This is a genomic window from Pseudomonas sp. ZY71, assembly GCF_036542145.1.
Lineage (GTDB): Bacteria > Pseudomonadota > Gammaproteobacteria > Pseudomonadales > Pseudomonadaceae > Aquipseudomonas > Aquipseudomonas koreensis_A.
In genome coordinates this window covers 1,600,769-1,624,834 of sequence record NZ_CP144274.1, presented here as the reverse complement: position 1 = coordinate 1,624,834, position 24,066 = coordinate 1,600,769, and the positions used below count along the sequence as shown (strand labels likewise).

General features: G+C 59.5%; 26 protein-coding genes. 10 read left to right on the top strand and 16 right to left on the bottom strand.

Going from position 1 to position 24,066, the window contains the following annotated elements; genetic code table 11:
- The first annotated feature begins 64 nt into the window (after positions 1-64).
- On the top strand, positions 65-976 hold the full coding sequence (locus VY732_RS07205) for a LysR family transcriptional regulator (RefSeq protein WP_116028875.1): 912 nt from the start codon (positions 65-67) through the stop codon (positions 974-976).
- A 109-nt stretch (positions 977-1,085) separates the two neighbouring features.
- On the opposite strand, the gene VY732_RS07200 is transcribed toward VY732_RS07205, so the two are convergent.
- The 3 genes from VY732_RS07200 to VY732_RS07190 are packed head-to-tail and all read right to left on the bottom strand — an operon-like array spanning position 1,086 to position 2,931.
- Entirely contained in the window at positions 1,086-1,628 is a 543-nt protein-coding gene (locus VY732_RS07200) for a DUF2937 family protein (protein WP_331695075.1), read from the bottom strand.
- 13 nt (positions 1,629-1,641) lie between these two features.
- The gene (locus tag VY732_RS07195) at positions 1,642-2,418 is read right to left on the bottom strand and encodes a class II glutamine amidotransferase (RefSeq protein ID WP_007911322.1); all 777 of its coding nucleotides are present in this window, start codon (positions 2,416-2,418) and stop codon (positions 1,642-1,644) included.
- Between the two features lie 15 nt (positions 2,419-2,433).
- Positions 2,434-2,931 (bottom strand): MFS transporter, encoded by a 498-nt coding sequence (locus VY732_RS07190; protein ID WP_077571553.1) that lies wholly within the window; start codon positions 2,929-2,931, stop codon positions 2,434-2,436.
- Positions 2,932-3,157: 226 nt separating this feature from the next.
- On the opposite strand from VY732_RS07190, the gene VY732_RS07185 reads away from it, so the two are divergent.
- Both VY732_RS07185 and VY732_RS07180 read left to right on the top strand, forming a co-directional pair.
- Positions 3,158-5,212 (top strand): S9 family peptidase, encoded by a 2,055-nt coding sequence (locus VY732_RS07185; protein WP_331695074.1) that lies wholly within the window; start codon positions 3,158-3,160, stop codon positions 5,210-5,212.
- A 202-nt stretch (positions 5,213-5,414) separates the two neighbouring features.
- Positions 5,415-5,888, top strand: coding sequence for a cyclic nucleotide-binding domain-containing protein (locus tag VY732_RS07180; protein WP_077571551.1), 474 nt, complete (start codon positions 5,415-5,417; stop codon positions 5,886-5,888).
- On the opposite strand, the gene VY732_RS07175 is transcribed toward VY732_RS07180, so the two are convergent.
- On the bottom strand, positions 5,885-6,169 hold the full coding sequence (locus VY732_RS07175; protein ID WP_077571550.1) for a hypothetical protein: 285 nt from the start codon (positions 6,167-6,169) through the stop codon (positions 5,885-5,887). The genes VY732_RS07180 and VY732_RS07175 overlap by 4 nt on opposite strands.
- An 80-nt stretch (positions 6,170-6,249) precedes the next feature.
- Here VY732_RS07175 and VY732_RS07170 point away from each other — a divergent pair, with 80 nt between their 5' ends.
- The 4 genes from VY732_RS07170 to VY732_RS07155 all read left to right on the top strand — a co-directional run bounded on the left by VY732_RS07170 (position 6,250) and on the right by VY732_RS07155 (position 8,478).
- A complete protein-coding gene (locus VY732_RS07170; protein WP_007911335.1) occupies positions 6,250-6,936 on the top strand; it encodes a spermidine synthase in 687 nt (228 codons plus the stop codon).
- Between the two features lie 48 nt (positions 6,937-6,984).
- Positions 6,985-7,356, top strand: a complete 372-nt coding sequence (locus tag VY732_RS07165) for a YajD family HNH nuclease (protein ID WP_007911336.1) — start codon at positions 6,985-6,987, stop codon at positions 7,354-7,356.
- Positions 7,357-7,548: 192 nt separating this feature from the next.
- Complete coding sequence (locus VY732_RS07160) at positions 7,549-8,019, top strand: RNA methyltransferase (RefSeq protein ID WP_007911337.1); 471 nt, start codon at positions 7,549-7,551, stop codon at positions 8,017-8,019.
- A gap of 81 nt (positions 8,020-8,100) precedes the next feature.
- Complete coding sequence (locus tag VY732_RS07155) at positions 8,101-8,478, top strand: YgaP family membrane protein (protein ID WP_007911338.1); 378 nt, start codon at positions 8,101-8,103, stop codon at positions 8,476-8,478.
- Between the two features lie 102 nt (positions 8,479-8,580).
- Here the strand turns inward: VY732_RS07155 and VY732_RS07150 are convergent, their stop codons facing one another.
- Together VY732_RS07150 and VY732_RS07145 are read right to left on the bottom strand one after the other, a co-directional pair.
- Positions 8,581-9,810 carry a hypothetical protein gene (locus VY732_RS07150; RefSeq protein ID WP_331695073.1) on the bottom strand — a complete coding sequence of 410 codons (1,230 nt, stop codon included), beginning with the start codon at positions 9,808-9,810 and terminating at the stop codon, positions 8,581-8,583.
- 35 nt (positions 9,811-9,845) lie between these two features.
- Entirely contained in the window at positions 9,846-10,295 is a 450-nt protein-coding gene (locus VY732_RS07145) for a YcgN family cysteine cluster protein (protein WP_034153170.1), read from the bottom strand.
- Positions 10,296-10,574: 279 nt separating this feature from the next.
- On the opposite strand from VY732_RS07145, the gene VY732_RS07140 reads away from it, so the two are divergent.
- Positions 10,575-11,168, top strand: a complete 594-nt coding sequence (locus VY732_RS07140; protein ID WP_212622761.1) for a nitroreductase family protein — start codon at positions 10,575-10,577, stop codon at positions 11,166-11,168.
- A 122-nt stretch (positions 11,169-11,290) separates the two neighbouring features.
- Here VY732_RS07140 and VY732_RS07135 read toward each other — a convergent pair whose 3' ends face one another.
- From VY732_RS07135 to VY732_RS07120, 4 genes are all read right to left on the bottom strand, one after another.
- Positions 11,291-12,223 (bottom strand): D-2-hydroxyacid dehydrogenase, encoded by a 933-nt coding sequence (locus VY732_RS07135; RefSeq protein ID WP_331695070.1) that lies wholly within the window; start codon positions 12,221-12,223, stop codon positions 11,291-11,293.
- 104 nt (positions 12,224-12,327) lie between these two features.
- Positions 12,328-12,621, bottom strand: coding sequence for a YcgL domain-containing protein (locus VY732_RS07130; RefSeq protein WP_331695069.1), 294 nt, complete (start codon positions 12,619-12,621; stop codon positions 12,328-12,330).
- On the bottom strand, positions 12,618-13,751 hold the full coding sequence (gene rnd, locus VY732_RS07125) for a ribonuclease D (RefSeq protein WP_077571546.1): 1,134 nt from the start codon (positions 13,749-13,751) through the stop codon (positions 12,618-12,620). Before rnd ends, VY732_RS07130 begins: the two co-directional genes overlap by 4 nt.
- Positions 13,752-13,914: 163 nt before the next feature.
- Positions 13,915-15,564 (bottom strand): phosphoethanolamine transferase, encoded by a 1,650-nt coding sequence (locus tag VY732_RS07120; RefSeq protein WP_077571545.1) that lies wholly within the window; start codon positions 15,562-15,564, stop codon positions 13,915-13,917.
- A 414-nt stretch (positions 15,565-15,978) separates the two neighbouring features.
- On the opposite strand from VY732_RS07120, the gene VY732_RS07115 reads away from it, so the two are divergent.
- Positions 15,979-17,172: a cyanate transporter gene (locus tag VY732_RS07115; RefSeq protein WP_331695068.1), complete on the top strand. Its 1,194-nt coding sequence runs from the start codon at positions 15,979-15,981 to the stop codon at positions 17,170-17,172.
- A 176-nt stretch (positions 17,173-17,348) separates the two neighbouring features.
- Complete coding sequence (locus tag VY732_RS07110; RefSeq protein WP_331695067.1) at positions 17,349-18,284, top strand: LysR family transcriptional regulator; 936 nt, start codon at positions 17,349-17,351, stop codon at positions 18,282-18,284.
- 3 nt (positions 18,285-18,287) lie between these two features.
- Here VY732_RS07110 and VY732_RS07105 read toward each other — a convergent pair whose 3' ends face one another.
- The 6 genes from VY732_RS07105 to VY732_RS07080 form a co-directional block, all read right to left on the bottom strand.
- Positions 18,288-18,653: a 5-carboxymethyl-2-hydroxymuconate Delta-isomerase gene (locus VY732_RS07105; protein WP_077571543.1), complete on the bottom strand. Its 366-nt coding sequence runs from the start codon at positions 18,651-18,653 to the stop codon at positions 18,288-18,290.
- 181 nt (positions 18,654-18,834) lie between these two features.
- Positions 18,835-19,755, bottom strand: a complete 921-nt coding sequence (locus tag VY732_RS07100) for a LysR substrate-binding domain-containing protein (protein ID WP_077571542.1) — start codon at positions 19,753-19,755, stop codon at positions 18,835-18,837.
- A gap of 87 nt (positions 19,756-19,842) precedes the next feature.
- The gene (locus VY732_RS07095; RefSeq protein ID WP_331695066.1) at positions 19,843-21,939 is read right to left on the bottom strand and encodes a DUF6311 domain-containing protein; all 2,097 of its coding nucleotides are present in this window, start codon (positions 21,937-21,939) and stop codon (positions 19,843-19,845) included.
- Positions 21,936-22,322 (bottom strand): GtrA family protein, encoded by a 387-nt coding sequence (locus VY732_RS07090; protein WP_137218105.1) that lies wholly within the window; start codon positions 22,320-22,322, stop codon positions 21,936-21,938. The genes VY732_RS07095 and VY732_RS07090 overlap by 4 nt, the downstream gene beginning before the upstream one ends.
- A complete protein-coding gene (locus tag VY732_RS07085; RefSeq protein ID WP_077571539.1) occupies positions 22,319-23,029 on the bottom strand; it encodes a class I SAM-dependent methyltransferase in 711 nt (236 codons plus the stop codon). Before VY732_RS07085 ends, VY732_RS07090 begins: the two co-directional genes overlap by 4 nt.
- Positions 23,030-23,032: 3 nt before the next feature.
- Positions 23,033-23,998 (bottom strand): glycosyltransferase family 2 protein, encoded by a 966-nt coding sequence (locus VY732_RS07080; RefSeq protein WP_077571538.1) that lies wholly within the window; start codon positions 23,996-23,998, stop codon positions 23,033-23,035.
- Positions 23,999-24,066: the final 68 nt, after the last annotated feature.

Genomic DNA, 24,066 nt, shown 5'->3' with positions numbered 1-24,066 from the left:
GCTGCGTCCAACGAATAAAAACCCGCCTTAGCCATAAGAAAAATTTGTCACCCGAGCCTTGCCCATGAACCTGAAGTTTCTCGAGACCTTTGTCTGGGTCGCCCGCCTGAAGAGTTTTCGCCTGACCGCCGACAAGCTGTTCACCACCCAGGCGTCGATTTCCAGCCGTATTGCGGTGCTGGAAGGTGAACTGGGGGTGAAGCTGTTTTTGCGCGATTCACGCGGTGTCAGTCTGACGCCTGAAGGGTTGAAAGTGCTGGAATATGCCGAGCAGATGCTCGACACGATGTCAGCGCTGAAACAGTCGATTGAGACCCGCTCGAGCAAGGTCGGGCGCGTACGCATTGGCGTGATGGACACGGTGATTCACACCTGGCTCAGCCCGTTGGTGGCGCAAATGACCGACTTGTATCCACGGGTGGAAATCGAGCTGGTGGCGGATACTTCGCTGAACCTCTGCGATCAGTTGCAAAAAGGCTTTCTCGACATCGTTTTGCAAACCGATCTGGTGCGCCATGAAAGCGTGCGCAGTCTGGAGCTGGCCAGTCATCCGCTGGGCTGGATTGTCGCCAGTAATTCAATCTACAACCGCGACTACGCCGACCTTGCCGAACTGGCGCAGGAACGGATCATTACCTACTCGAAAAACTCCCGACCGCATCAGGATCTTTTGGCGCTGATGCAAGCCAATGGCGTACTCGCGCCACGTTTGAATTGCGTGAATTCGGTGTCGGCGATTACCCGGTTATTGCGTGATGGATTCGGGATTGGTGTGCTGCCGCCGGTGTTGGTGGCGGAGGAACTGGCGCGGGGTGAATTGACCTTGCTGGACATTGATCAACGGCCACCGAACTTGCAGGTGGTGGTGTCGTGGCGGGTGGGCGTTGAGTGGGTCGAGGAGATTGTGACGTTGTGTCAGCAGGTGCTGGGGGCATATGCGCACAAGGTGGGCAAGGACTACATCGCTTTAAGTTGATCGTTCCGACGCTCCGCGTGGGAATGCAGCCCGGGACGCTCCGCGTCCCTCGAAAGCCGAACGCGGAGCGTCCGTTGAGGCATTCCCACGCAGAGCGTCGGAACGATCATCAGAGACCGCGCACGTCGCGGTCTTCAATCGGCCGGCTCTGGCGCAGACGTCGGCCACCCAGCACGACCCAATCGATCAAGCGGAACAGGCATTCAATGCCGAACGACAGCAGCAACGCGCCGCTCATGCCCCAGATCATCGCTTCCGGGGTCAGCAGGATCTGGTAGCTGTAGCCGTTCCAGGTTTCCTTGCGGATATCCGGATCGGCGGCCAGCACCACTTGCAGGAAGCGGATGTACCACGGGCCTTGCATCGCCTGGAACTGCTTGTCCAGCGCGATCTGACGGCTGAGCAAAGTGCTCAGGCTGTCGGCATCGCTGCGAAACACCGGATCTTCACTGGCGCGGTAATGCGCGACCAGCGCCTGCATATCACCCTTGAAAAACTGCTCGGCGGTGCCCTGAAAACCGCGCAGGCCCGTCTGCGCCTCGATCAGGTGCGCCTCCACGCGTTTGGCGTAATCGTTGATGAAACCCGGCACCTGGACACCGATCAACAGGCCCGCCGCAAACAACACCAGCCGTATATAACTGAGCAACATGGGGTGCAATCCTTTATTCGGTCTTGCCCTGGCTGACGCATTCGCCGCGTCGCCACAGGCTCCATTGGCCCGGTTCGTAGCGGGTCCAGGTTTCGTTTTCGGTCAAAGGCTCGGTAGCGATCACGGTGACCACGTCGTTGGGCGTGGTTTCCGCCTGGAAATCGACGATCACGTCGACATCCTTCAGACGCGCCGGGCCGAACGGTGCGCGCCGGGTGATCTGTGCGAGTTTGGTCGAGCAATAGCAGAACAGCCAGTCGCCATCGCTGAGCAGGCAGTTGAATACGCCTTTGCTGCGGTATTCGGCGCAGGCGGCGACCAGATCCGGCAGCAGTTCTTCTATATCGACCGGCTCCGGGAATGCTGCACGCACACGGTTAAGCAAATCGCAGAACGCCGCTTCGCTGTCGGTATCGCCGACCGGGCGGTAGAAACTTTTGATCGGGGTGAAATCGGCGAGCTGGCCGTTGTGCGCGAAACACCAGTTGCGCCCCCATAGCTCGCGGACGAACGGATGGGTATTGGACAGGCAGACCTTGCCGACGTTGGCCTGGCGGATGTGGCCGATGACCACTTCGCTCTTGATCGGATAGCGCTGCACCAGATTGGCGACTTCCGACTCGCAACTCGCGGCCGGGTCCTGAAACAGGCGCAAGCCACGGCCTTCATAGAAGGCAATGCCCCAGCCGTCGCGGTGCGGGCCGGTGCGGCCGCCGCGCTGCATCAGGCCGGTGAAGCTGAACACGATATCGGTCGGCACGTTGGCACTCATGCCCAGTAATTCACACATGTGCGGACTCTCGGGTTACAGGCGCGGCTCGACCCGCATGCGCTGCGGATTATTCGGCAATGGAGGACGACCGTAGCGGTCATCGCCGGCGCCGCCAAACGGTTGATCGTCATCGCGATCATCGGCGCGAGCGGCGGCTTTGGCGGCTTCGGCCTGTTCACGACGCGCACGCGAAGCACGTTCGATCGGGAAGCGGATCGCCACGAAAATCAGGTAGATCGCGAAAGCGATCATGCCGTACATGAACAGATCGGAGACTGCCCGCCAGGCGTTGTTGCCGACCTTGAAGGCCAGGTCGAGCGCGGTGATGGCAATGGACGGCGCAACCTTGGCTTTCACCGGATCAATGATGGTCGGGCTGAACAGCAACACCGCCATCAGCACGCGCAGCGGTTCGCGCAACCAGCGCCACATCCAGGTAGTCAGGCGCATCCATACCAACAGGCAGCCCACAGCGGCAAAGGCGTAGAGGCCCCAGGCGATCAGATAGTCGTTCTCGGTCATGGTGTCCATGGCAAGGCAGGCAAAGAGGCGCTTATAGTAACGACTTTTCGCCCGTGCGGCTTGTCCCAATAGACACACGACCTGTGGGAGCGAGCCTGCTCGCGATGACGGACAGCCTGACAACATTGATGTTGAATGTGCCGGCCTTATCGCGAGCAGGCTCACTCCTACAGGGTCTGCGGCGGTTTCAAGCGCTGCGAAAACCCTTATTCCGTACATTGTCCGAGAGCCTTCCATGCCCCAATCCGCCAACGTCATCAGTGCCCCGATTGCCCACAAGGCCGCCGGTGCCGACCCGTATGCCTGGCTGCAGGAGCGCGACACCGACGCGGTGCTCGATTACCTAAAGGCCGAAAACGCCTACCAGGAAGCGCAAACCGCCGATCAGGCTGAATTGCGTGAAAACCTGTTCGAAGAGATCAAGGGCCGGATTCTGGAAACCGACCTGTCCCTGCCCTCGCCGTGGGGCCCGTACCTGTATTACACGCGCACCACGGCGGGCGACGAATACGCCCGGCACTACCGCTGCCCACGCCCGGCGGACGACAGCCTGAGCCTCGACGAAAGCCGCGAACAATTGCTGCTCGACCCGAATGTGCTGGCCAACGGCGGGTTCTTCTCGCTTGGTGCGTTCAGCATCAGCCCCGATCATCAGCGCCTGGCCTACAGCGTCGACGCCTCGGGCGATGAGATCTACACGCTGTTCGTCAAGGAACTGGCCAACGACAAAGTCAGCGAACTGGAATTCGAAGATTGCGACGGCAGCATGACCTGGGCCAACGACAGCCTGACGCTGTTTTTCGGCGTACTCGACGACACCCATCGCCCACACAAACTGTTCCGCTATCGCCTCGATGGCACCGCTGCCGAAGAGGTGTTCCACGAGCCGGACGGGCGTTTCTTCCTGCACTGCTACCGTTCCAGCTCCGAGCAGCAATTGCTGCTGTCGCTGGGCAGCAAGACCACTAGTGAAGTCTGGGCGCTGGATGCCAATCAGCCGCACCTGCCGTTCACCTGCCTGGCGCCACGGGTCGAGGATCATGAATACGATGTCGATCACGGTCTGCTCGATGGCGTGTGGACGTGGTTCATCCGCACCAATCGTGACGGCATCAACTACGCCCTGTATCAGGCCCCGGACAGCGGCACCGCGCCGACCGAAGCCGACTGGCAAAACCTGATCCCCCACAGCGACACGGTGATGCTCGATGGCGTCAGCCTCAACACCGAGGCGATGACCCTGAGCCTGCGCGAGGGTGGCCTGCCGATCATCGAAGTTCACCCACACGGTCTGACGCCTTATCGCGTGCAATTGCCGGACGCGGCCTACAGCCTGTATGTGCAAAACAGCCTGGAGTTCGAGAGCGACCGTATTCGTCTACGTTACGAAGCGTTGAATCGCCCGGCACAGGTGCGCCAGTTGATCTTGGCGAGCGGCGAACAAACCGTTTTGAAAGAAACCCCGGTGCTTGGCCCGTTCGACGCCGACGCCTACGTCAGCCAGCGCCTGTGGGCGACGGCGCCGGACGGTACGCAAGTGCCGATCAGTCTGGTGATGAAACGCGAAATGGTTGGCAAAGCGGTGCCGCTGTATCTGTATGGCTACGGCGCTTACGGCTCGAGCCTTGATCCGTGGTTCTCCCACGCGCGCCTGAGCCTTCTGGATCGTGGCATGGCCTTCGCCATTGCTCACGTGCGCGGCGGCGGTGAATTGGGCGAAGCCTGGTACCGCGCCGGCAAGCAGGAACACAAGCACAACACCTTCAGCGACTTCATTGCCTGCGCCGAGTTCTTGATCCTTAACGGCATCACCACCGCTGAAAAACTGGCGATCAGTGGCGGCAGCGCGGGTGGTTTGCTGATTGGTGCGGTGTTGAACCAGCGTCCGGATCTGTTCGGCGTGGCGATTGCTGAAGTGCCGTTCGTCGACGTGCTCAATACTATGCTCGACCCGGAACTGCCGCTGACCGTTACCGAGTACGACGAGTGGGGCAATCCCGAAGAGCCGGAGGTTTACGAGCGGATCAAGGCGTACGCGCCGTACGAAAACGTCAGCGCGCAGGATTATCCGGCGACGCTAGTGATCGCCGGCTACAACGACAGCCGCGTGCAGTACTGGGAAGCGGCCAAGTGGGTAGCGAAATTGCGCGCGACCAAGACTGACGACAATGTGCTATTGCTCAAGACCGAGTTGGGCGCCGGGCATGGCGGGATGAGCGGGCGTTATCAGGGATTACGTGACGTAGCACTCGAATACGCATTTGTTTTCAAGGTTTTGGGCCTGGCCTGAGGAACTCCGTTGGTCACTTGGGTCTTAATTGCAGACCCAAGAGGCCGATACCCCACAGATCCCCTGTAGGAGTGAGCCTGCTCGCGATAGCGGTATGTCAGTTAAAGATGATTTGAATGACCGACCGCTATCGCGAGCAGGCTCACTCCTACAAGGGACCGTGTGAAGCCTGAAACAGTGAAAACAAAAAGACCGTGACGACATGTCAGAACCGACCTTACTGAACAACGAAATCCGCGACTGGCTGATGGACTGCGGCCTGTTCGATCAATTGCAACTGGCCGACTTTGCGGCCGCTTCCGGCTATTTCAGCATCAGCACCGTGGCTGAAGGCGAGGCGATTTTCCGTGAAGGCGATGCCGGCAGCTTCATGTGCATCCTCCACACCGGCCAGGTCGCCGTGCAGAAAACCGGGCCCGATGGCCAGGTGATCACCATGGCCACCCTGCGCAGCGGTCGGGCGTTCGGCGAAATGGCCGTGCTCGACGGTGAACGCCGCTCGGCCACCTGCGTCGCTGCGACTAACTGCCAGCTATTGAACCTCGGCAAGGACTCGCTGGAAAAAATGCTCAACGACGCGCCGAAGATCGCCGCGAAGATCATCCGCGCCCTCGCCGTTTCCCTGTCGAAACGCCTGCGCATGGCCGACGGTCAACTGGCGGCGCAACAGGTTTAACCGCCGGGAGATTTTGCCTTGGTGCCGGTCGGTTCGATACCCGGCACCGGCTGATCCTTACTCGGCGGGCTAGGCATTTCGATCGGCACCAGCGGCGGGCTGCCACTGCCGGCACCGGACTTGGGAATGTTGATCGGCGTGATCTGCGGATAAGGCGTCGGTGTCGCTGTCCCGGGCGAGCCAGGTTGCGGCGCCGGACTGACCGGAATTATCTGTTGCGCCTGCACTGCAGTAATCGAGAGCGCGGCCAGGGCAATGACCGTTAGAATGGTGCGCTTCATCAAGGGCTCCGTTTGGCCTCTAGTCTGCGCTCAGGCTACTCCCAACGGGCCTGCTTGCCTTCCCCCTTGTAGAGATTTCCATGAAACGTTTCGTTCTGCTCGACACCACCCCGATCCCTGAAAGCGGCGGTGCCCTGTGCCTGTTCGAATATGGCGAGGATTTTGTCATCAAGATCCAGGGCGGCGACGGCGGACAATTGATGAACACGCGCATGCACGGTTCCGAAGATGCACTGGCCGAGATTCCGTGCCGCAAGGTCGCTGGGCGGCCGGATTCGCGGGTGCTGATCGGCGGTCTGGGCATGGGTTTCACCCTCGCCTCGGCGCTCAAACATCTGGGCAAGACTGCCGAAGTGGTAGTCGCGGAACTGGTGCCCGGCGTGGTCGAGTGGAACCGTGGCCCGCTCGGCGAGAAGTCCGGTCGACCGCTGCTCGATCCGCGCACGGTGATCCGTCAGGAAGACGTGGCCAAAGTGCTGCAAAGCGAACCGAACGGCTTCGACGCGATCATGCTCGACGTCGACAACGGCCCCGAAGGCCTGACTCAGAAGGCCAATAGCTGGTTGTATTCGGCCGCTGGTCTGAATGCCTGCGCCAAAGCCCTGCGCCCGAAAGGCGTGCTCGCCGTGTGGTCGGCCAGCGCCGACCGGCTGTTTTCCGACAAATTGAAGAAGGCCGGCTTCAAGGCCGAAGAAGTCCAGGTCTTCGCCCACGGCAACAAGGGCACGCGCCACACGATCTGGATTGCCGAGAAGCTCAAGGGCTGAGCTAAACTCTGCGCATAACCGTCATTAGTCTTTTACAAAGGTGAACCCATGAGTTCGTCCACCCCAACCAACACGTCGAAGCTGGATCGCATCCTCGCCGACAACCAGCGCGACAAGGAAATGGGCTACCGCGACAAGGCCCTGAAGATGTACCCGCACGTCTGTGGCCGCTGCACGCGTGAGTTTTCCGGCAAGCGCCTGAGCGAACTGACCGTGCACCACCGTGACCACAACCACGACAACAACCCGCAGGACGGCTCGAACTGGGAATTGTTGTGCCTGTATTGCCACGACAACGAACACTCGCGCTATACCGATCAGCAGTATTTCAGCGAAGGCTCGCTGAGCACGCCGAAGATTGCCAAGGCAACGCATAACCCGTTTGCTGCACTGGCCGGGTTGATGAAGAAAGAAGACTGATGATCTTCAGCGCCTGAACTGGCCCCTTCGCGAGCAGGCTCGCTCCCACATTTGATTGGTGGTGTACACGAAATCAATGTGGGAGCGAGCCTGCTCGCGAAGGCGGCCGGCCAGACACCACAGATCTCGAATCTGCCCGCCCTCTCCCAATCCCCGTATAATCGCGCTCTTTTTCCCGAAGGCACCCCGCTCGTGGCAGACAAACGGTACAGCTGCATTGGTTTGTATAACCCCAAATCACCGGAGAACGTCGGTTCGGTGATGCGCGCCGCAGGCTGCTATGGCGTGGCGTCGGTGTTCTACACCGGCAAGCGTTATGAACGCGCCGCCGACTTCGTCACCGACACCAAACGCGTGCACTACGACATCCCGCTGATCGGCATCGACGATCTGAAGAAGATCCTCCCGCTCAACTGCGTGCCGGTCGCCGTGGAACTGGTCGAGGGCGCCCGCCCGCTGCCGGAATACACTCACCCGGATCGCGCCCTGTACATCTTCGGCCCAGAAGACGGCTCGCTGGATAAAGAGATCCGCGACTGGTGCGAAGACGTCGTGTACATCCCGACCACCGGTTGCATGAACCTCGCCGCCACGGTCAATGTCGTGCTCTACGACCGCATGGCCAAGGGCTTGAACACCCGCTCCGGGCCAAAATTCCGCTAAAGCGTCGCACATCCGATGGAACGAGCTGACCGCTCTGGCAGTCAGCTTGTTTATCGATTACTCATTGCCTGGAGAAAGATCATGACCGAGCTCAAACGTGTCGAACGTATCGAATCCACCCCGTTCCAGAGTCGTTCCGAGCAGAACGTCGAAGGCTGGGAACGCATCGGCTCGCTCGCGGGCGGCGTGATCATGGTCGGCAAAGGCCTGCGCCGTGGCGGTGTGTTCGGGTTGATTCAGGTGGCGATTGGCGGCGTAGCGATGGCGCGCGGGATTACCGGGCACAGTTCGGTGAAAAGCCTGATCGAGAAGAGTCGTCAGGACATGAATAACGTGCGGGCGAAGATCGAGCGGGCCGGGGAAGAGTTGAGCAAGCTGAAAGCCAATGCCGAAGCGGCGACCAGCACTGCCACCGTGACCGGCAATGATTCGGTTAAATCGCCGAAAGCCGGGGTTTGATCCGAGATTTGCGGTGGGGTTGAGGGCCCCATCGCGAGCAGGCTCACTCCTACATTTGGAATGCGTTCCCTTGTAGGAGTGAGCCTGCTCGCGATAGCGGTGTCACTGAAGCAATACGGTATCAAGGACTTTGGACGACTCGCCAAGAACGCTCTCGGCCAGTTGCACAAACGCCTTGGTACTCACCGTCCCCAGATGCATCGCCCCACGCAACACATCATCCAGCGAACGCTTGTTGCGCGTCTTCAAGCGAATCTCGCGATCGAGTTCCTGCAACACAACTACTGCTTTCGCTACCTGCGCCGGGCTGATCTGCTCGCCGCGCAACGTCGTGACCTTCTGGCTGTCCTTGGCCAATTTCGCCTGTAGCGCCTGATAACGCTCATCGCTCATGCCACCGGCACGGCGCACCAGTTCGATCGCGTAATACTCGGCAAAACCTTCGCTGATCCAGTCACTGCGCTGCTCGTCGTTGATCCGCCCGAACACCTGCGCCAGCTCACGCACCAGCGCGCTGCTACCGCTTTCGCTGACCAGCGGCAACCGTGTGTTTACGTAGATGGATTCATGCGCACCGAGGCTGCCGCGCCACATCGGATCGTTGGCGCCGACAATCAACAGTTTGGCCGGATGGCGTGGATAAACCGCCTGCACCTGCGGCCAGACGAACGTCAGCAACGTCAGCATGTCCATGCGCCGCATGCCCTGCCCTTGCGGCGAGGCCACGGTGACTTCGGTTTCGCCTAAACGTGTGCGGCGGCTGCCGAGATGACCGGCGAGCATCCACCCGGTCGGACGGTCGAACAGGCGCGAAGGATTGTCGATGCGGAATTTGTTTTTGCCTATGCGTGGCCAAGCGGTTTCGATGCTCTTCCAACCGTCGGGCAATTCGAATTGCAGACGCGCGACCAGTTCGGTGCCGTCCTGCTGATCGAGTTTGGCTGGCGGCACCAGTTCGTCACCACGCATCAACGCCCAAGTCGGGGTCATGCGCGTGTCGAAGCTGCCGTTCTTGCGGCCGTGGCTGATGCGCACGCGGTAGGTCAGGCTGGACTTTTCGCTGGCGGGGCGCCAGACCCCGCGCGCCTGTTTGCCCGGGCTCAGCAGCCACTGGCCGTCAGCCTTGAAGTCGCTGTAATGGCTGCCGTCGCCAAGATCGAAATCGAGACTGCGCACCGCTTCGCCCTTGGCCAAGGTCAGGCGTACTTCGGCCTGATCGCTCTGCGGCAACAGACGCACGTGATAATCCAGATCGACTTTTTTCGCCGCCCATGCCGGCACGCTTAACGCCAGCAGCGCAACCATCAACGCTTGCGGCAATCCGACAGCCATACGCACTCCTTGGTAAAGCTTGATTCGGCGGACGCTCAGCCCGCGCGGAAAATCAGGTGATCTTCCCAGTCATCTTCCGGCACGCTGCCTTCGGCAAGCATGCGCCCGGACTGGGAAATACGTTCATGGTGCACCGCGTCGCGATCGCCACACACCAGGTGGTGCCACAACGGCAGATCCTTGCCCTCACTGACTAGCCGATAACCGCAGGTCGGCGGCAGCCATTTGAACTCTTCGGCCTGGCCCGGGGTGAGCTGGATGCAGTCCGGGACAAACTTGATGCGATTCGGATAATCGCTGCACTGGCAGGTTTTCAGGTCGAGCAGTTTGCAGGCGATGCGCGTGTAATAAACGCTGTTGTCCTCTTCATCCTCGAGTTTCTGCAGGCAGCACAGACCACAGCCGTCGCACAGCGATTCCCATTCCTGGTGATCCAGTTGATCGAGGGTTTTGCGTATCCAGAACGGTTCGACTTTGGCGGCCATGGCTCAAGCATCAACATCAGGTGGTGAAAAGGCCGCCAGTCTAGTGCCCAAGGCCCGGCGGGCCAAGCGTTGGCGACTGCCGGTTGTGCGGGACTTGTCAGTTTTTGTGGCGGCGCGTAGCTTTGCCAGTCGCAAGGAGCCTTGCCCGCAAGCCATTAACGCTCGACCGCGTTGCATTGTGGTGAACCCTCAGGCTCGGAAAACCCCATCGTTCAGCGCAACTGATCCCGCCGGGGTTTCATTCAAATCCCTGACTCAACCGTAGCAAGGAATCTCTCCATGAGTGCCAACCCTCGCGTTGCCGATTACGCCATTCACCCGCAATTCACCGACCGCTGGTCGCCGCGTGCCTTCACCGGCGAAGCGATCCCGGAAGAAACCCTGCTGAGCTTCTTCGAAGCCGCGCGCTGGGCGCCTTCGGCGTACAACTCGCAGCCGTGGCGTTTCCTCTATGCGCGTCGCGATACACCGAACTGGGAGCGTTATCTGGGTCTGCTCAATGAGTTCAACCGTAGCTGGGCGCAGCATGCGTCGGCGCTGGTGATCGTGATTTCGAAAACCACGTTCACCGCACCGGGTGCAACCGAAGAAACCCCAGCGTTGTGGCACACCTTCGATACCGGTTCGGCGTGGGGCCATCTGGCGCTGCAAGCGAGCATCAGTGGCTGGCACACCCACGGCATGGCGGGTTTCGATCAGGAGCTGACGCGCAAGGAGCTGAATATTCCTGAAGGTTATGCGCTGCACGCGGCGGTGGCAGTCGGCAAACTCGGTGACAAGGCAACGCTGGCTGAATACCTGCAGGCTCGCGAAGAGCCGAGCCCGCGTCGCCCGCTGAACGAACTGACGGCGGAAGGCGACTTCACCCTCTAAGCCACACCGTAAAACAACTGTAGGAGTGAGCCTGCTCGCGATAGCGGTGTGTCGGTCGACATTAATGCTGTCTGACACACCACTATCGCGAGCAGGCTCACTCCTACATTGATTGCGGTGTATCAATACCCGCGATTGAAATCCACTTCCCCGCGCAACGCTTCGCTCGCCTGATACGCCTTCAGGTTCTCGACAAACAGCTGCACCATCAACGCCGGTGACGTCGGTGCCGAGCTGTGCCCGGTCAGCAGCAAACCCCACGCGGTCCAGAACGGATGGCGCTGTGGCAGTGGTTCCTGACGGCAAACGTCAATCACCGCCCCCGCCAGATGGCCTTCCTTCAACGCGTCCACCAGATCGGCATCGACCACCGCAACCCCGCGCCCGGCGTTGATAAACAACCCGGTCGGCTTGAATTGCTTGAACAGCGCCGCGTCGTAGATATCGTGGGTGTGCTCGGTGTTCGGCAACAGGTTGACCACGTAATCCACCTCGCCCACCAGACGCGGCAGATCGGCCATCGAACCGACTTCGACAAATGGCGCCTGGTCGCGGGCACTGCTGGCGATGCCGTACAGTTCAATGCCAAATGGCAGCAGGAATTGCGCCACGCTCTGGCCAATGTCACCGGTGCCGACGATCAACACCTTGCGCCCGACCAGACTCTGGCCACTGCGGTTATCCCACTTGCGTTCGACCTGGCTGACCAGTCGCGCGAGCACTTCGCGCTCATGGCCGAGGATGTAGGTCAGTACGTATTCGGCCATCACCTGACCGAAAATCCCCACCGCACGGGTCAAACGGTAATCGCGGCGCAAACCGTCAGCGAGCAACGGCGTGATGCCGGCCCAGGTCGATTGCAGCCACTGTGGTTGATGACCCTGACGCAGCAGGGTCGCCAATAAATCGGGCTGGCCGAGCCACACCGGGCAATCGGCGGCCTGACGGGCCAGCTCGGCGGAGTCGCCGCTGGTCAGTACTTCAACCTCGGGCGCTGCCTGACGCAGCAGCCGGGCGTATATCGCGTGGTCGTGTTCAGCAATCAGAACGCGCATCTTCAAACCTTTCGCAAACCGTGCAGACGGCCGCCGGATTCGGGCGGCCATCGCGGTAAAAACCGTTCCAGGGTAAATCGAGACTCAGAACAGAGTCTCGCCGATCAGACCGGGTCGTTGCGTCGCAGCAACTCTTCGGGCAAGTGCTCGATGTACTCGTCCTCCGCCGGCGGCATTTGCAGGTGATAGCCCTGCTTGTCGAGGTTTTCCAGGACCACGACGATGTCCTCGCTGGCCAGTTTGCGCTCGGGCGACAGCACCAGACTGAAGGTAAATATGGCTTTGCCGAAAGCCGCCATCAGGGCCTCGGGCACGCGTTCCAGCTCATCGCTCTTGAGCACATAGAGATACATGCCCTTGCGCTTCGAGCTTTGGTAAATAGAGCAAATACGTTTCAAGGCTGTTCTCCGGCGGTGGCCAGGCTGTCGAGCAGCTTCTGACCCATGAGTTCGCGGCGCCAGCCACGCAGCGACTCAGGCAATTGGTAAGGACCCTCGGGGTAGCCGCTTTTGACCAGGGCTTCGAGGGTTTTCTTGCGCAGCATCAGTTCCGGGGCAATGCCCAGGCGCTCGGCCTCAGCCTGGCCCAATGCGCGCAATTGTTTGATCAACGCAGCGGCTTCGATCGGCAATGGCTCCGCTACAGCGGGCGGCCATTGATCAGGGCCCACACTGCCAGAGCGCTTGATCAGATCAAGCAGAAACTGGCCGTCCTGACGCACGGTACGCGGGTGCATGTCTTCGATCTTGCCCAGCGCCGCAAGGTTGTCCGGTTGCGTGCGGGCCAGCGGCCACAGCGAATGCTCACGAACGATGCGGTTGCGCGGCAGATCGCGGGCACGGGCCTCTTTTTCACGCCAGGCGCACAACTCACGCAGAACGGCCAGTTGCGCGCGGGACAGTTTCCACGCCAGTTTGGCCTCGCGATAGACCTCGTAAGGGTCGGTTTCGCGGCGCAGGTTGGCAACCAGTTCGGCACCGTCCTCCAACACCCAGGCGAATTTGTCGTCAGACAGTTTCGGCCGCAGTTGTACGAAAACTTCCGCCAGATGTACGGCATCTTCGGCGGCGTAGCTGATTTGCGTGTCGGACAACGGGCGCTGCAACCAGTCGGAACGGGTCTCGCCCTTCGGTAGCTCGATGCCGAGCACTTCCTGCACCAGTCGCGAATAGCCCATCGAGAACCCGAGGTTCAGGTAAGCGGCGGCGAGTTGCGTGTCAAACATCGGCGCCGGCAGGCTGCCGGTCAGGCGCAGCAGGACTTCGAGGTCTTCGCTGCAGGCATGCAGGACTTTCAGCACCGCCGGGTTTTCCAGCAGTGCGGCCAGCGGTTGCCAAGCGTTGATGGTCAGCGGATCGATCAGGTAAGCGCGTTTGCCGTCGCCGACCTGCAACAGGCCGGCAATCGGGTAGAAGGTGTCGACCCGCATGAATTCGGTGTCGAGGGCAACGAACGGCAGCTGCTGCCACTCGGCGCAAAACTGCGCGAGGCTTTCGTTGTCGCGAATCCAGTGAATATCGATGGCCACACGGCTCTCCCTTGAAGAATGGCGCGCAGTATATATCGCCACCGGCGATTTACGCGCCTGCGAAGGGCAAGAGCTGTAACGAAATGTCCTGCCAAAGGACAAGAATAGTCTTACAGAGGAAACAGACGGCCCCGTCGCGTCAGAACCACGGAGCCGATTGGCTTCAGTCCTTGGCCAGCACGCCGTCGATCACCGCGCCACGGCAACCGGCAAACATGTCCAGACCCGGCTGATAGACCTTGCTCTTGACCTCGAGAAGGCCAAGCATCGAGTGGAACAGGTTGTCCTGGCTCAGGGGTTTGTCGCGGCTCATCTGCAGGCAATGGGTGTCGACCGAATAAGCCTTCTGATAGTTATCGGAAAACCATGCCAGCATCGCTACATGCTTTTGTTGCTCTGGCGCCAGCATGTAAGGCGTACCGTGCAGGAACAAGTTGTACTCGCCCAGCGACTCGCCGTGGTCCGACAGATACAACATGGCGGTATCGACTTTGTCCTGATTGCTGCGCAATACATCGATCAGGCTCGACAGCACATGGTCGGTATACACCAGTGTGTTGTCGTACCCGTTGACGATACTTTCGCGACTGCAATTGTTCAGCGCGTTACTTTCACACACCGGGGTGAAGTGCTCGTATTCCTTGGGATAACGCTTGAAGTATTCCGGGCCGTGACTGCCCATCTGGTGCAGGACTAAAACAGTGTCCTTGTCCAAGTGGTCGATAAAACCTTGCAGGCCTTGCAGGAGGATTTCGTCGCGGCACTCGCTGTTGGCACACAGCGCCGGGTCTTTCAGGTTGCTGACATCCTGCAGGGTGACTCGATCACAGGTGCCTTTGCAGCCAGACTGGTTGTCACGCCAGATCACGTCGATACCGGCACGCTTGAGCACATCGAGTAAACCTTCTTCATTCTTCGCCTTGCTGGCGTCGTAATTCTTGCGGCCCATGTTGGAGAACATGCACGGCACCGAAACAGCCGTTTCCGTGCCGCAGGAATGTACATCGGTAAAGGCGATCAACCCGGTTTCCTTGTCGAGTTGCGGCGTCGTATCGCGGTTGTAGCCAAGGATGCCGAAATTCTCCGCACGGGCGCTCTCACCCACAACCAGTACGGTCAGGGATTTGCGTGGCTGGAGTTTCAGATCGGGATTGCGCTGGGCGTCTTCGCCGATCTTGACGAACGGTTGCTGCGCCGAAACCACTTGCTCACGCAGGTAGCCGGCCGACGCACCGATGTAGTTGCTCGGCACCAACATCAGGCGAATTTCGTGATGGTTGCGAAACAGTGAAGACAAGCCCTGATAGTTGGCCAGGGCCACGCCGCCGATTACCGCTGCCGAGGCGACACTGACAATAACTTTACTGAACAACTCACGGTGCCAGCGACGATAATTAATCGGCAACTTCCACAACAAAAATGATGGCAAGACACCGAGCAACAGAATATAAGCAAACAACTTCAACGAGAGCAGATCACGCACTTCCGTTGCATTGGTTTCGGCCAGGTTTCGAAACATGCCGGCATCGATCATGACGCCATATTGACTCATGAAGTAAGCCACCCCGGCGCTGATCAGAAATATCAGCGTCAACAGCGGTTTGAGCAACGGACGGAAAGCCAGAACCGTCAGCACGATATTGAATGCCGCAAGGATCATCACCCCGAAAGCCACGCGCATGGCGATGCCCTTGCCATCGGCGGCAGTGATCTCGAACAGGTGCTGCCAGAGGACAACATTGCAGCCGATTAAAAGAAAGGCGCTGGCGATCAACGTCACCCATTCCGGGCGCACGGCTTTTAACTTCAACATAGAAAGGGCGATTCCTGAAAAGAAGAGCCTCGGTCAATGAGAGAAAATTCAATTGTGAAAATTTCATTAACCAAGGCATGACAAACTTTAAGCAGGCAACCATCAATTTTTTGTGAAAAAGACGCCAACGATTAGTTGGCCGTTGGCAATGTGATGAAACTTGTGAAGTATTTGAGAATGGTTCAGCTTTGATTCAGTAAAAACAACTCGGCTGTCCATTGGGGGAGCGAGCCTGCTCGCGAAGAGGTCGGCACATCCAATATTTTCGGTCGCATACAAACCGCTTTCGCGAGCAGGCTCGCTCCCACAGAAGGTGCAGGGTTATCGACTTTTTAAAAAGGGCTGTGGATTTTCTGGTTTGCCCGGACTGGACCGCTTCGCGCTTAATCATCCGCCCAGCCCAAAGGTCTGATGATGGAAAACGTTCGCACCACCTCTCGCCCCGCCGTCTGGTTGATGCTCGCAATCATTCTCGTCGCGCTCAATCTGCGTCCGTCGATGGCGGCGGTCGGTCCGTTACTGTCGGCCATTCGCGGCGACATCCCGCTGAGCTTCACTGTCGCTTCACTGCTGACCATGCTGCCGGTGATGGCGATGGGCCTGGCGATGTTTTTCGGCATTGGCATCAGTCAACGGCTGGGTGAGCAACGGACGGTATTGCTGTCCTTGCTGATCATCGGCCTGGCGACATTGTCACGACTGTTTATCGACTCTGCTGCCCAATTGATTGCAAGCGCCGTGCTGGCCGGCATCGGCATAGCACTGATTCAGGCGCTGATGCCGGCGCTGATCAAATCGCGCTTCGCTGACAACGTCGCCTTGTGCATGGGTCTATACGTCACGTCGATCATGGGTGGCGCTGCACTTGCCGCGTCGCTCGCGCCGCTGGTGATGGTGCAAACCGGGAGCTGGCGCAGTGGTCTGGCCTTCTGGGCGATTCTGGCTTTACTCGCGTTTGTGTTCTGGTGGTTCCAACGCCGCCAGCAACCCTCCGCGGAGATGACGGCAGCCAGAAAAGATTCGTTCTTCGCCAATTCCCGCGCCTGGTTACTGGCAATATTCTTTGGTTTGGGGACAGCGTCCTACACCTGCGTGCTGGCCTGGCTCGCGCCGTACTACGTGGAAAAAGGCTGGAGCGAACAAAACGCCGGGCTGTTGTTAGGTTTTCTGACGGCCATGGAGGTGATTTCCGGCTTGGTGGTTCCCGCAATCGCCAATCGCAGCCGCGATCGACGCGTGATTCTGATGGTGTTACTGATGCTGATCATCGCCGGATTTTGCGGCCTGATCCTCAGCCCACAACAGCTCAGCCTGCTGTGGCCGTGCCTGTTGGGGCTGGGCATTGGCGGTTTGTTTCCGATGAGCCTGATCGTCTCGCTCGATCACCTCGACAACCCGCAACGCGCCGGTGGGCTGACCGCGTTCGTGCAGGGCATTGGTTACTTGATCGCCGGGCTTTCGCCGCTGCTGGCCGGAATGATCCGCGATTGGCTCGGGAGTTTCGAGTGGGCCTGGTGGTCGCTGACCGCTGTGATGGGAGTGATGCTGTTGATGGTGTGGCACTTCGATCCCAGGCATTACGCCCGACACTTTCACTCGTCGAGATAAAGGCTTCTGGCCACTTTTCGGCGGTTTTGTCGGCGACGTCGTGTTCGTAAAACTTTCTGTCCCACAACTGACTGTGAAACGTCCTACAGGGCTTTGTCCTGGCACCATCGTTCCGCTACGATCGTTCGCACACGTTTGCGCGGATTCAGCGCAAGAAGCACAGCGAGACAGTACGGATGCTGAACAGTAACTTGCTTCGAAAGCTCGACATGCAGGATCTCATGGTGTTTATCGCCGTTTATGAGCAAAGCAGCGTCACCGATGTGTCAGAAACCCTGTTCGTCAGCCAGTCCACCGTCAGTTACTGTTTGAAAAAACTGCGCACCAGTTTCGAAGACGAACTGTTCATCAACACCCGCACCGGCATGCGTCCGACCTACAAGGCCAGCACCATGTACGGCCATGTGCAGAAGATCCTCGAAAGCATCAACCTGTGCCACGCCGGCGCCCCTACGTTCGACCCGACCCAACAAGCCGTCACCTTCAACATCTGCGCCCCGGAATACTTCGAGCAACTGATTCTGCCGCGCCTGCTCAAGCGTTTCGATTTCGATGATTTGCCGGTGATGGTCAACATGCACAAGTTCGAGACCGACGTCCCGGCGGATGAGCTGCGCGACGGCAGCCTCGATCTGGTGATCAGTTTCGGCCCCAACTTCCACCGCCATCACACTGACCTGAAATCGCGGATGCTGCTGGAGGATGATCTGGTCTGCGTCTTCGACAAACGCGCCACGCCGCTGGAGCCGCGCCTGAGCCTGCAGGCCTTTACCGAACGCCGACATGTGTTCCCGACACCGTGGACGTCAACCACCAACATGGTCGATGGCTGGCTGGCGCGGCAGGCGCAGAAGCGCCAGATCGTCGCGCGCTCGAACAGCTACAGCGCGGCATTGAAAATGATCACCGGGACCGACTTCATCCTCACCTTGCCCCGCCGCATCCAGCGCTTGCTGACCAACGAGGCGGTGTTCAATCATTGTGAGGCGCCGAACGGCTTGCCGGGCTTTACCCTCGACATGCAGTGGAGCCAGAGCGTTGATCAGGACAGCGCCAACATCTGGTTACGCGAGCAAGTGGTCAAGGTGTGCAGCGAACTCGAAGCGGCCTGAGTCCTACACACCAATCGCGGTTTTGCTGTAGGACTCGCGATCCATATCGACCAGTTCGACACACAGCTGCACTTCGACGCCGGCCGGCCATTCGCACAGGTCCTGCAAGACCGCCAACAGGCTTTCTGACAACTGCTTCTTGATCTGCGGCGAACGCCCGCTGAGCAGCGCCAGCTTCACATAGACGAAGGCGCGCTCGGCCATGGCGGTGCCGACCTTGAAGGTCTCGACTTTAATCGCACGGCTTTTGATATCGAACTCCGCCGCGAACTGACCGGAGCCCACCAGGGTGTTGTTGAGGCGGATCAACGCGACGTCGGCGTTCAACTGCGGCAGGTTGGCGGTGTATTCCATGTGCAGGTGTGGCATTGCAGATCCCCGGTGAGTTGGCAGAAAGGTCGTACATATAGCACAGCTCTGTCCGAGCCTCCTGGTGACTTTCCAATGTGGGAGCGAGCTTGCTCGCGAATGCGGTCGTTCAGCGACACTTAAGGTGCCTGATAGATCGCTTTCGCGAGCAAGCTCGCTCCCACAGGGTATGTGATGCTCATCAGGCTGCGGTCAATGGCCGTTCGCTCATGAATTGCTCCAGCCGCGAACGCAACCAGCGCTCGGCCGGATCGCTGTCCACATGGCTAAGCCAGACCATCGACAAATCCAGCGTCGGGGTCTTGAACGGAAAGGGTTCCTTGAACAGCAGCCCCGAAGTGGCCATGGCCGCCGCCGTGTAATCCGGCAGACTGGCAATCAGGTCGGTGCCGGCCAGCAGCGCCGGCAACGCACTGTATTGCGGCACCGACAGCACCACCTGACGAGTGCGACCGAGCTCCGCCAGCCACTCATCAGCGAAACCACTGACATTGGCCGTGTGCGAAACCAGTACGTGCGGGCGCGCGCAATATTCATCCAGCGTCAGCGGTGTGTCGCTGGCGTCGGCGCGCAGGATGCTCGGCTGGATGTGCCGCAGCAGTTTGCGCTTGGCATTGGCCGGCAGGCCTCGGGTCTGGCTGATGCCGACCGTGATGTCGCCCGCCGCGAGCAGATCGGGAATGCGCCAGTAATCGACATGTTGCACCACAAACACCACGTTCGGCGCCTCCTGGCGCAGCGCACGCAACAGCGGCGGCAGCAGACCGAACTCGACGTCATCGGACAGGCCGATGCGAAAAGTCATGGTGCTGACGGCCGGGTCGAAGTCGCGGGTCAGGCTCAGCGCCACCGATAACGAGTCCAGCGCAGGCTTGAGATGGCGAAAAATATCTTCGGCGCGGGCGGTCGGCTCCATGCGGTGGCCGACGCGGATAAACAGCGGATCGTTGAGCATCGTGCGCAAGCGATTGAGCGCCGAACTGATGGTTGGCTGGCCGAGAAACAGCTTCTCGGCCGCGCGGGTCACGTTGCGCTCGAGCATCAAGGTCTCGAACACCACCATCAGGTTGATGTCGGCCTTGCGAAGTTCATTGCGGTTCATCCATTGCCCCCTGCCCCCCGGAATACCGGCAGTGTAGAAAGGCCTTGGGGCTGGCGTCCATCAACCTTTGCAGCGCCGAGCGAGGTCCTAGCGAACGGTCAGCGATTTCAACCCCAACCCCATCACTCGCGCATCATCGTTCAAGCCCAGATTTCGTGGGCTGGTGGCGTCAGGCAAATGCACCTGGATACTCAACACCCGGCCATCGACCAGTGTTTCGCGCACGGCCGCATCGAGCGGGATTTCCAGCAGATTGCCCTCAACCTGCGTCAACCGCGTCGACAAGACTTCAACGCCATTGATGCTGACGATGACCCGTTGCGTCAACTTGGGCGGCATGACGAACGCCAGAACATCGATCACGATCGAAGAGGCTTGTGGCGCAACCCGCAGCGCAATTTCCGCGTCCTGCCCTTCACTCCAGGTACCCCAGGTTTCCGGAGCGGCCCAACCTTTGACCAACTGTCGGCTCTTGCGATTGAACGCTTGCACCCGCCCCGGCTGGCTCAAGGGAACAGCTGACATTGAGCGCCCCTCATCAACCATCGCCAGACATTGATCACAGCGTTTCCAGCCTGGTGCCAGTACGACAAAGTCGTCGACTCTGGTCAGCAGGTCGGTATCGCTGTGAACGTTTCTGATGGCCAGGTCCAGCGAATCATCGTCGAGGATGTACAGCGAATCGGCCTCGTATTGCCCCGAACTCAGCCGGCGTTGCGCGTCACGTTGAGCGATGTCTAGCGCCTTGGGGCTCATGCGCCCCATGTAAACAGCATCGGTCTTCATGCCATGAGCGGCAGCAAAGTCGGCAATGACTTGCCACTGGTCCGCCTGATTTTTGGGGATCAACGCACGGATGTTCTTGTAGTGCGCCGCCGCGCTGCTCCAGAACGGATCGTGCATGGGGCTTGCCCAGGTCGAAGTTTGCGTAACCATTTTTGCCGCTCTCAAGCCCGCCCAGGCAATGCGGGTATCGATGACTTGGGCCGTCAGCGCCACTGCCAGCAGCCCCATGGCGATCTGCGGTCGATAGCCACGCACCACCAGAAACGTAATCAGCAAAACGATGGCGTAGAACACCGGCCAGAACATACGGCCCGAGGCGCGGAAGATGCTTGCCAGTCCCTCGACCGTCTTCGGTAGCGGATAACTGAACGTCTGTGTGCCCAGACCAATTTGATTGGACAACGCAAACAGGCTCAGCCCGACCATCGCCAACAGTAGCCATGGCCAACGACTCAGCAACGCCTTGACGCGAATATTGCCGCGCAACATGGCGAAACCCGCCACCGGCACCAGCAGCAGCACTCCGAGGCCCAGATAGTTGAAACCTTCATAGTCTCCACCGCCCTTGGCAAAACCTGGCAAGACGAATGACCATCCATCCGCATCGAACAGCGAGACCAGATTCATCCGGTACCAACCGAAACCGCCCCCTCCCGCTCCGTCGACAATGCTGAAATAACCCGCCTGCCAGCAACACAAGCTGACCAGGGCAAACAGGCTGCCGAACTCGATCAGCCCCTGACGACGGGTCAGCTTGCCGATCATGACTTTGGCAAAAAGGTCGGCAACCCAGAGCAAAGCCACCATGACCAGCAGGTAGGCGTGCACCAGCGCCGTAGCTGCAAGCAACACGCCCCATGCCCGCCGTCGCCGCGCAAGCGCCGGATGCAGGGCCAGATAGAGGGCAGCGAGGATCAGGAAGTGTCCGGCGAGGGAAAGGTGCCCGCCGGTGCGCAAAAACATCGGCGGCGAAAACACCAGCAAACCGGTACCCAATAAGCGCAGCACAGGGTTATCGGTAATCAGGCCGAGCAGTTTCCAGGCAAACCAGGCTTGCAAAACAAAACAGGCCAGCAGCCATAAGCCGAAATATTGGAACGTTTGCGGCAACCAGCCATTAAACGGTTTGAACAGCAGTGCCAACAGCGGATTGGAGTCTGAAAAAATCACCGCACTGCCCAGCTCCAGTCCATAAGACGGATTGAGTCCGAGCGGAAACGCCCAGGGCGCATGCCGAAAATATAACCAGCCCAGATAGTGCGTCGCCGGATCCCCCTCCTTGAGCCAGGCGATGTTCTGCGGATCCAGCGCTCGCGGTCCGATTACCAGAAAAAACGCCAGCACACCCAACAACAACGGCAGCAGCGCGAGGGCTGGGTGCTTGTTCAATTCCCTCATCGGTACGTCCAGAAGTTATGCAGTACGAAGGTGAATGCCGGGATCGTCAGCGCCACCGCAGCGATGCCCAGCAAATAGTGGAAACCCGCTATTTGCGCAGCCCAGGCGACGAACATCGCCAGCCAAAACCCACAGACCGAAACCAGCAGAAAGCGCAGCAGGGTTCGGCCTTGCAATCGTGCCGAGAAGCTCCAGGTGGTGTTGATCACATACGACACGAGCGTCGCCACGGCAAAAGCCACGCCGTTGGCGAGGGGCGGTAGCGGACTGATGAAGTTGATGAACAAAACCGCGACCAGTGCATGTAGGGCCGTAACGAACAGCCCGGTCACGGCGAAACGCACACCGCGCTGGATCAGCGCTGATTTCTCGGCTGAAGTCACGGTTTTTGCGCCAGCACAAAAACGCTCAAACCCGCCAGACGATTCATGCCCATCAACGGTAGCTCCAGGCTGCAAAGTGTCTTGAGCAGCGTGTTCACCAGGGGATGATGACGCTTGAGCTGCGAACGCGGCGGTTGCGCTTGCGCGCCTTGCGGCAACAAGCGCAACGCCGCCGCAATCGGAAACACTGCACCGAAATAGTAGGCTCCGCGCTGCACCGTCAAACCGGCATCGTGCGCCAGTGTTTCGAATTGCGCCAACGTGTAGCGGCGCTTGTGCTCGAGAAAATCATCGTGCCCGCTCCACAAGAACTGGAACGCCGGCACTGTCATCAGAAATCGACTACCCGATGGCACTTTATCAACGTACATCTTGAGCAGACCGAGGTCGTCATCGACATGCTCAAGCACATCCATCAACAACACCAGATCGGCATCGATGGTTTCGATCCCGCGACGGTAATGCACCGGCTTGCCGGCGGTGGTCGCGCTGGAGTCGGCGGGATAGCTGATATCCACGCACCACGCTTCCCTTGCATCGGTATGCGTCAGCAAATGGTGGGAGAAAAACCCCGAGCCAGCGCCGACATCGAGGATCCGTGTGATCGGTGCCGCACCGAGCAACCGTGTGGTGGCTGCGGCTTTCGAGCAGTAATACCAATGCTCGCCGATGCTGTCGCCGAGAATGTCGGTTTCCTTGAGATCCATGTATCAGTCCTTGGGGTCGTAGACGCGACGCACCAGAAAAACCGGCCGGCGTTTGGATTCGATATACGTGCGGCCCAGGTACTCACCGAGCACCCCGATGCCAATCAATTGCAGGCCGCCGAGAAAGGTCACGGCCACCATCAGCGAGGCGTAACCGGGCATGTCGACCCCGTGGATCAACGTACGCACGACAATGAACATGGCGAAGGCAAAGGACACCAGCGACACCAATGCGCCGACATACGTCCAGATCCGCAAAGGCTCGGTGCTGAAACTGGTGATGCCTTCCAGCGCGAAATTCCACAACCGCCAACCATTGAACTTGCTCTGCCCCGCCACCCGCTCCGGGCGTTCGTAATCGACGTGGGTGGTACGAAAGCCGACCCAGGCGAACAGGCCCTTCATGAAGCGCCGGGATTCGGGCAAGGTCAGCAAGGCGTCGACCACGCAACGATCCATCAAGCGAAAATCGCCGACGTTTTCGGGTAAAGGCTGTTCGGCAATCTTGTTGTGCAGGCGATAGAACCAGTGAGCGGACGTCTGCTTGGCCCAGGTGTCGCTGCGACGGCTGATGCGGTGACCGAGCACCACTTCAAAGCCTTCTCGCCAGCGCTCGATCATCTGCAAAATGACCTCCGGCGGGTCCTGCAAGTCAGCATCGATGGGGACCACGATCTGTCCGGTCGCGATCTGCAAACCGGCGGACAGCGCCGCTTCTTTGCCGAAGTTACGACTCAGGTCGACGATACGCAGGCGCACATCCTGATGCTGATGTTCGAGCAGGCGTTCGAGGGTCGCGTCTGTGCTGCCGTCGTTGACGAACACCAGCTCCAGATCGATCAACGCCTGTGCCTGAAAGACTTCATTGATGCGCCGCAAAAAGGTGTCGAGGCTGTCCTCCTCGTTAAAAACGGGGACCACCAGCGATAACGTCACCTGCCCGGCCTGTTGCGTTCCGTGCTCAGTCAAAGGAGTGCTCTTCTTATAGTGTTTGTCGGTCGCCGAACGATATTCGACGCCATGAGCCGTCCCGTATT

Bases quoted from the DNA above. Each gene is read 5' to 3' on its own strand.
- VY732_RS07205 (WP_116028875.1), top strand. From the start codon at position 65: ATGAACCTGAAGTTTCTCGAGACCTTTGTCTGGGTCGCCCGCCTGAAG.
- VY732_RS07200 (WP_331695075.1), bottom strand. From the start codon at position 1,628: ATGTTGCTCAGTTATATACGGCTGGTGTTGTTTGCGGCGGGCCTGTTG.
- VY732_RS07195 (WP_007911322.1), bottom strand. From the start codon at position 2,418: ATGTGTGAATTACTGGGCATGAGTGCCAACGTGCCGACCGATATCGTG.
- VY732_RS07190 (WP_077571553.1), bottom strand. From the start codon at position 2,931: ATGGACACCATGACCGAGAACGACTATCTGATCGCCTGGGGCCTCTAC.
- VY732_RS07185 (WP_331695074.1), top strand. From the start codon at position 3,158: ATGCCCCAATCCGCCAACGTCATCAGTGCCCCGATTGCCCACAAGGCC.
- VY732_RS07180 (WP_077571551.1), top strand. From the start codon at position 5,415: ATGTCAGAACCGACCTTACTGAACAACGAAATCCGCGACTGGCTGATG.
- VY732_RS07175 (WP_077571550.1), bottom strand. From the start codon at position 6,169: ATGAAGCGCACCATTCTAACGGTCATTGCCCTGGCCGCGCTCTCGATT.
- VY732_RS07170 (WP_007911335.1), top strand. From the start codon at position 6,250: ATGAAACGTTTCGTTCTGCTCGACACCACCCCGATCCCTGAAAGCGGC.
- VY732_RS07165 (WP_007911336.1), top strand. From the start codon at position 6,985: ATGAGTTCGTCCACCCCAACCAACACGTCGAAGCTGGATCGCATCCTC.
- VY732_RS07155 (WP_007911338.1), top strand. From the start codon at position 8,101: ATGACCGAGCTCAAACGTGTCGAACGTATCGAATCCACCCCGTTCCAG.
- VY732_RS07150 (WP_331695073.1), bottom strand. From the start codon at position 9,810: ATGGCTGTCGGATTGCCGCAAGCGTTGATGGTTGCGCTGCTGGCGTTA.
- VY732_RS07145 (WP_034153170.1), bottom strand. From the start codon at position 10,295: ATGGCCGCCAAAGTCGAACCGTTCTGGATACGCAAAACCCTCGATCAA.
- VY732_RS07140 (WP_212622761.1), top strand. From the start codon at position 10,575: ATGAGTGCCAACCCTCGCGTTGCCGATTACGCCATTCACCCGCAATTC.
- VY732_RS07135 (WP_331695070.1), bottom strand. From the start codon at position 12,223: ATGCGCGTTCTGATTGCTGAACACGACCACGCGATATACGCCCGGCTG.
- VY732_RS07120 (WP_077571545.1), bottom strand. From the start codon at position 15,564: ATGTTGAAGTTAAAAGCCGTGCGCCCGGAATGGGTGACGTTGATCGCC.
- VY732_RS07115 (WP_331695068.1), top strand. From the start codon at position 15,979: ATGGAAAACGTTCGCACCACCTCTCGCCCCGCCGTCTGGTTGATGCTC.
- VY732_RS07110 (WP_331695067.1), top strand. From the start codon at position 17,349: ATGCTGAACAGTAACTTGCTTCGAAAGCTCGACATGCAGGATCTCATG.
- VY732_RS07105 (WP_077571543.1), bottom strand. From the start codon at position 18,653: ATGCCACACCTGCACATGGAATACACCGCCAACCTGCCGCAGTTGAAC.
- VY732_RS07100 (WP_077571542.1), bottom strand. From the start codon at position 19,755: ATGAACCGCAATGAACTTCGCAAGGCCGACATCAACCTGATGGTGGTG.
- VY732_RS07095 (WP_331695066.1), bottom strand. From the start codon at position 21,939: ATGAGGGAATTGAACAAGCACCCAGCCCTCGCGCTGCTGCCGTTGTTG.
- VY732_RS07085 (WP_077571539.1), bottom strand. From the start codon at position 23,029: ATGGATCTCAAGGAAACCGACATTCTCGGCGACAGCATCGGCGAGCAT.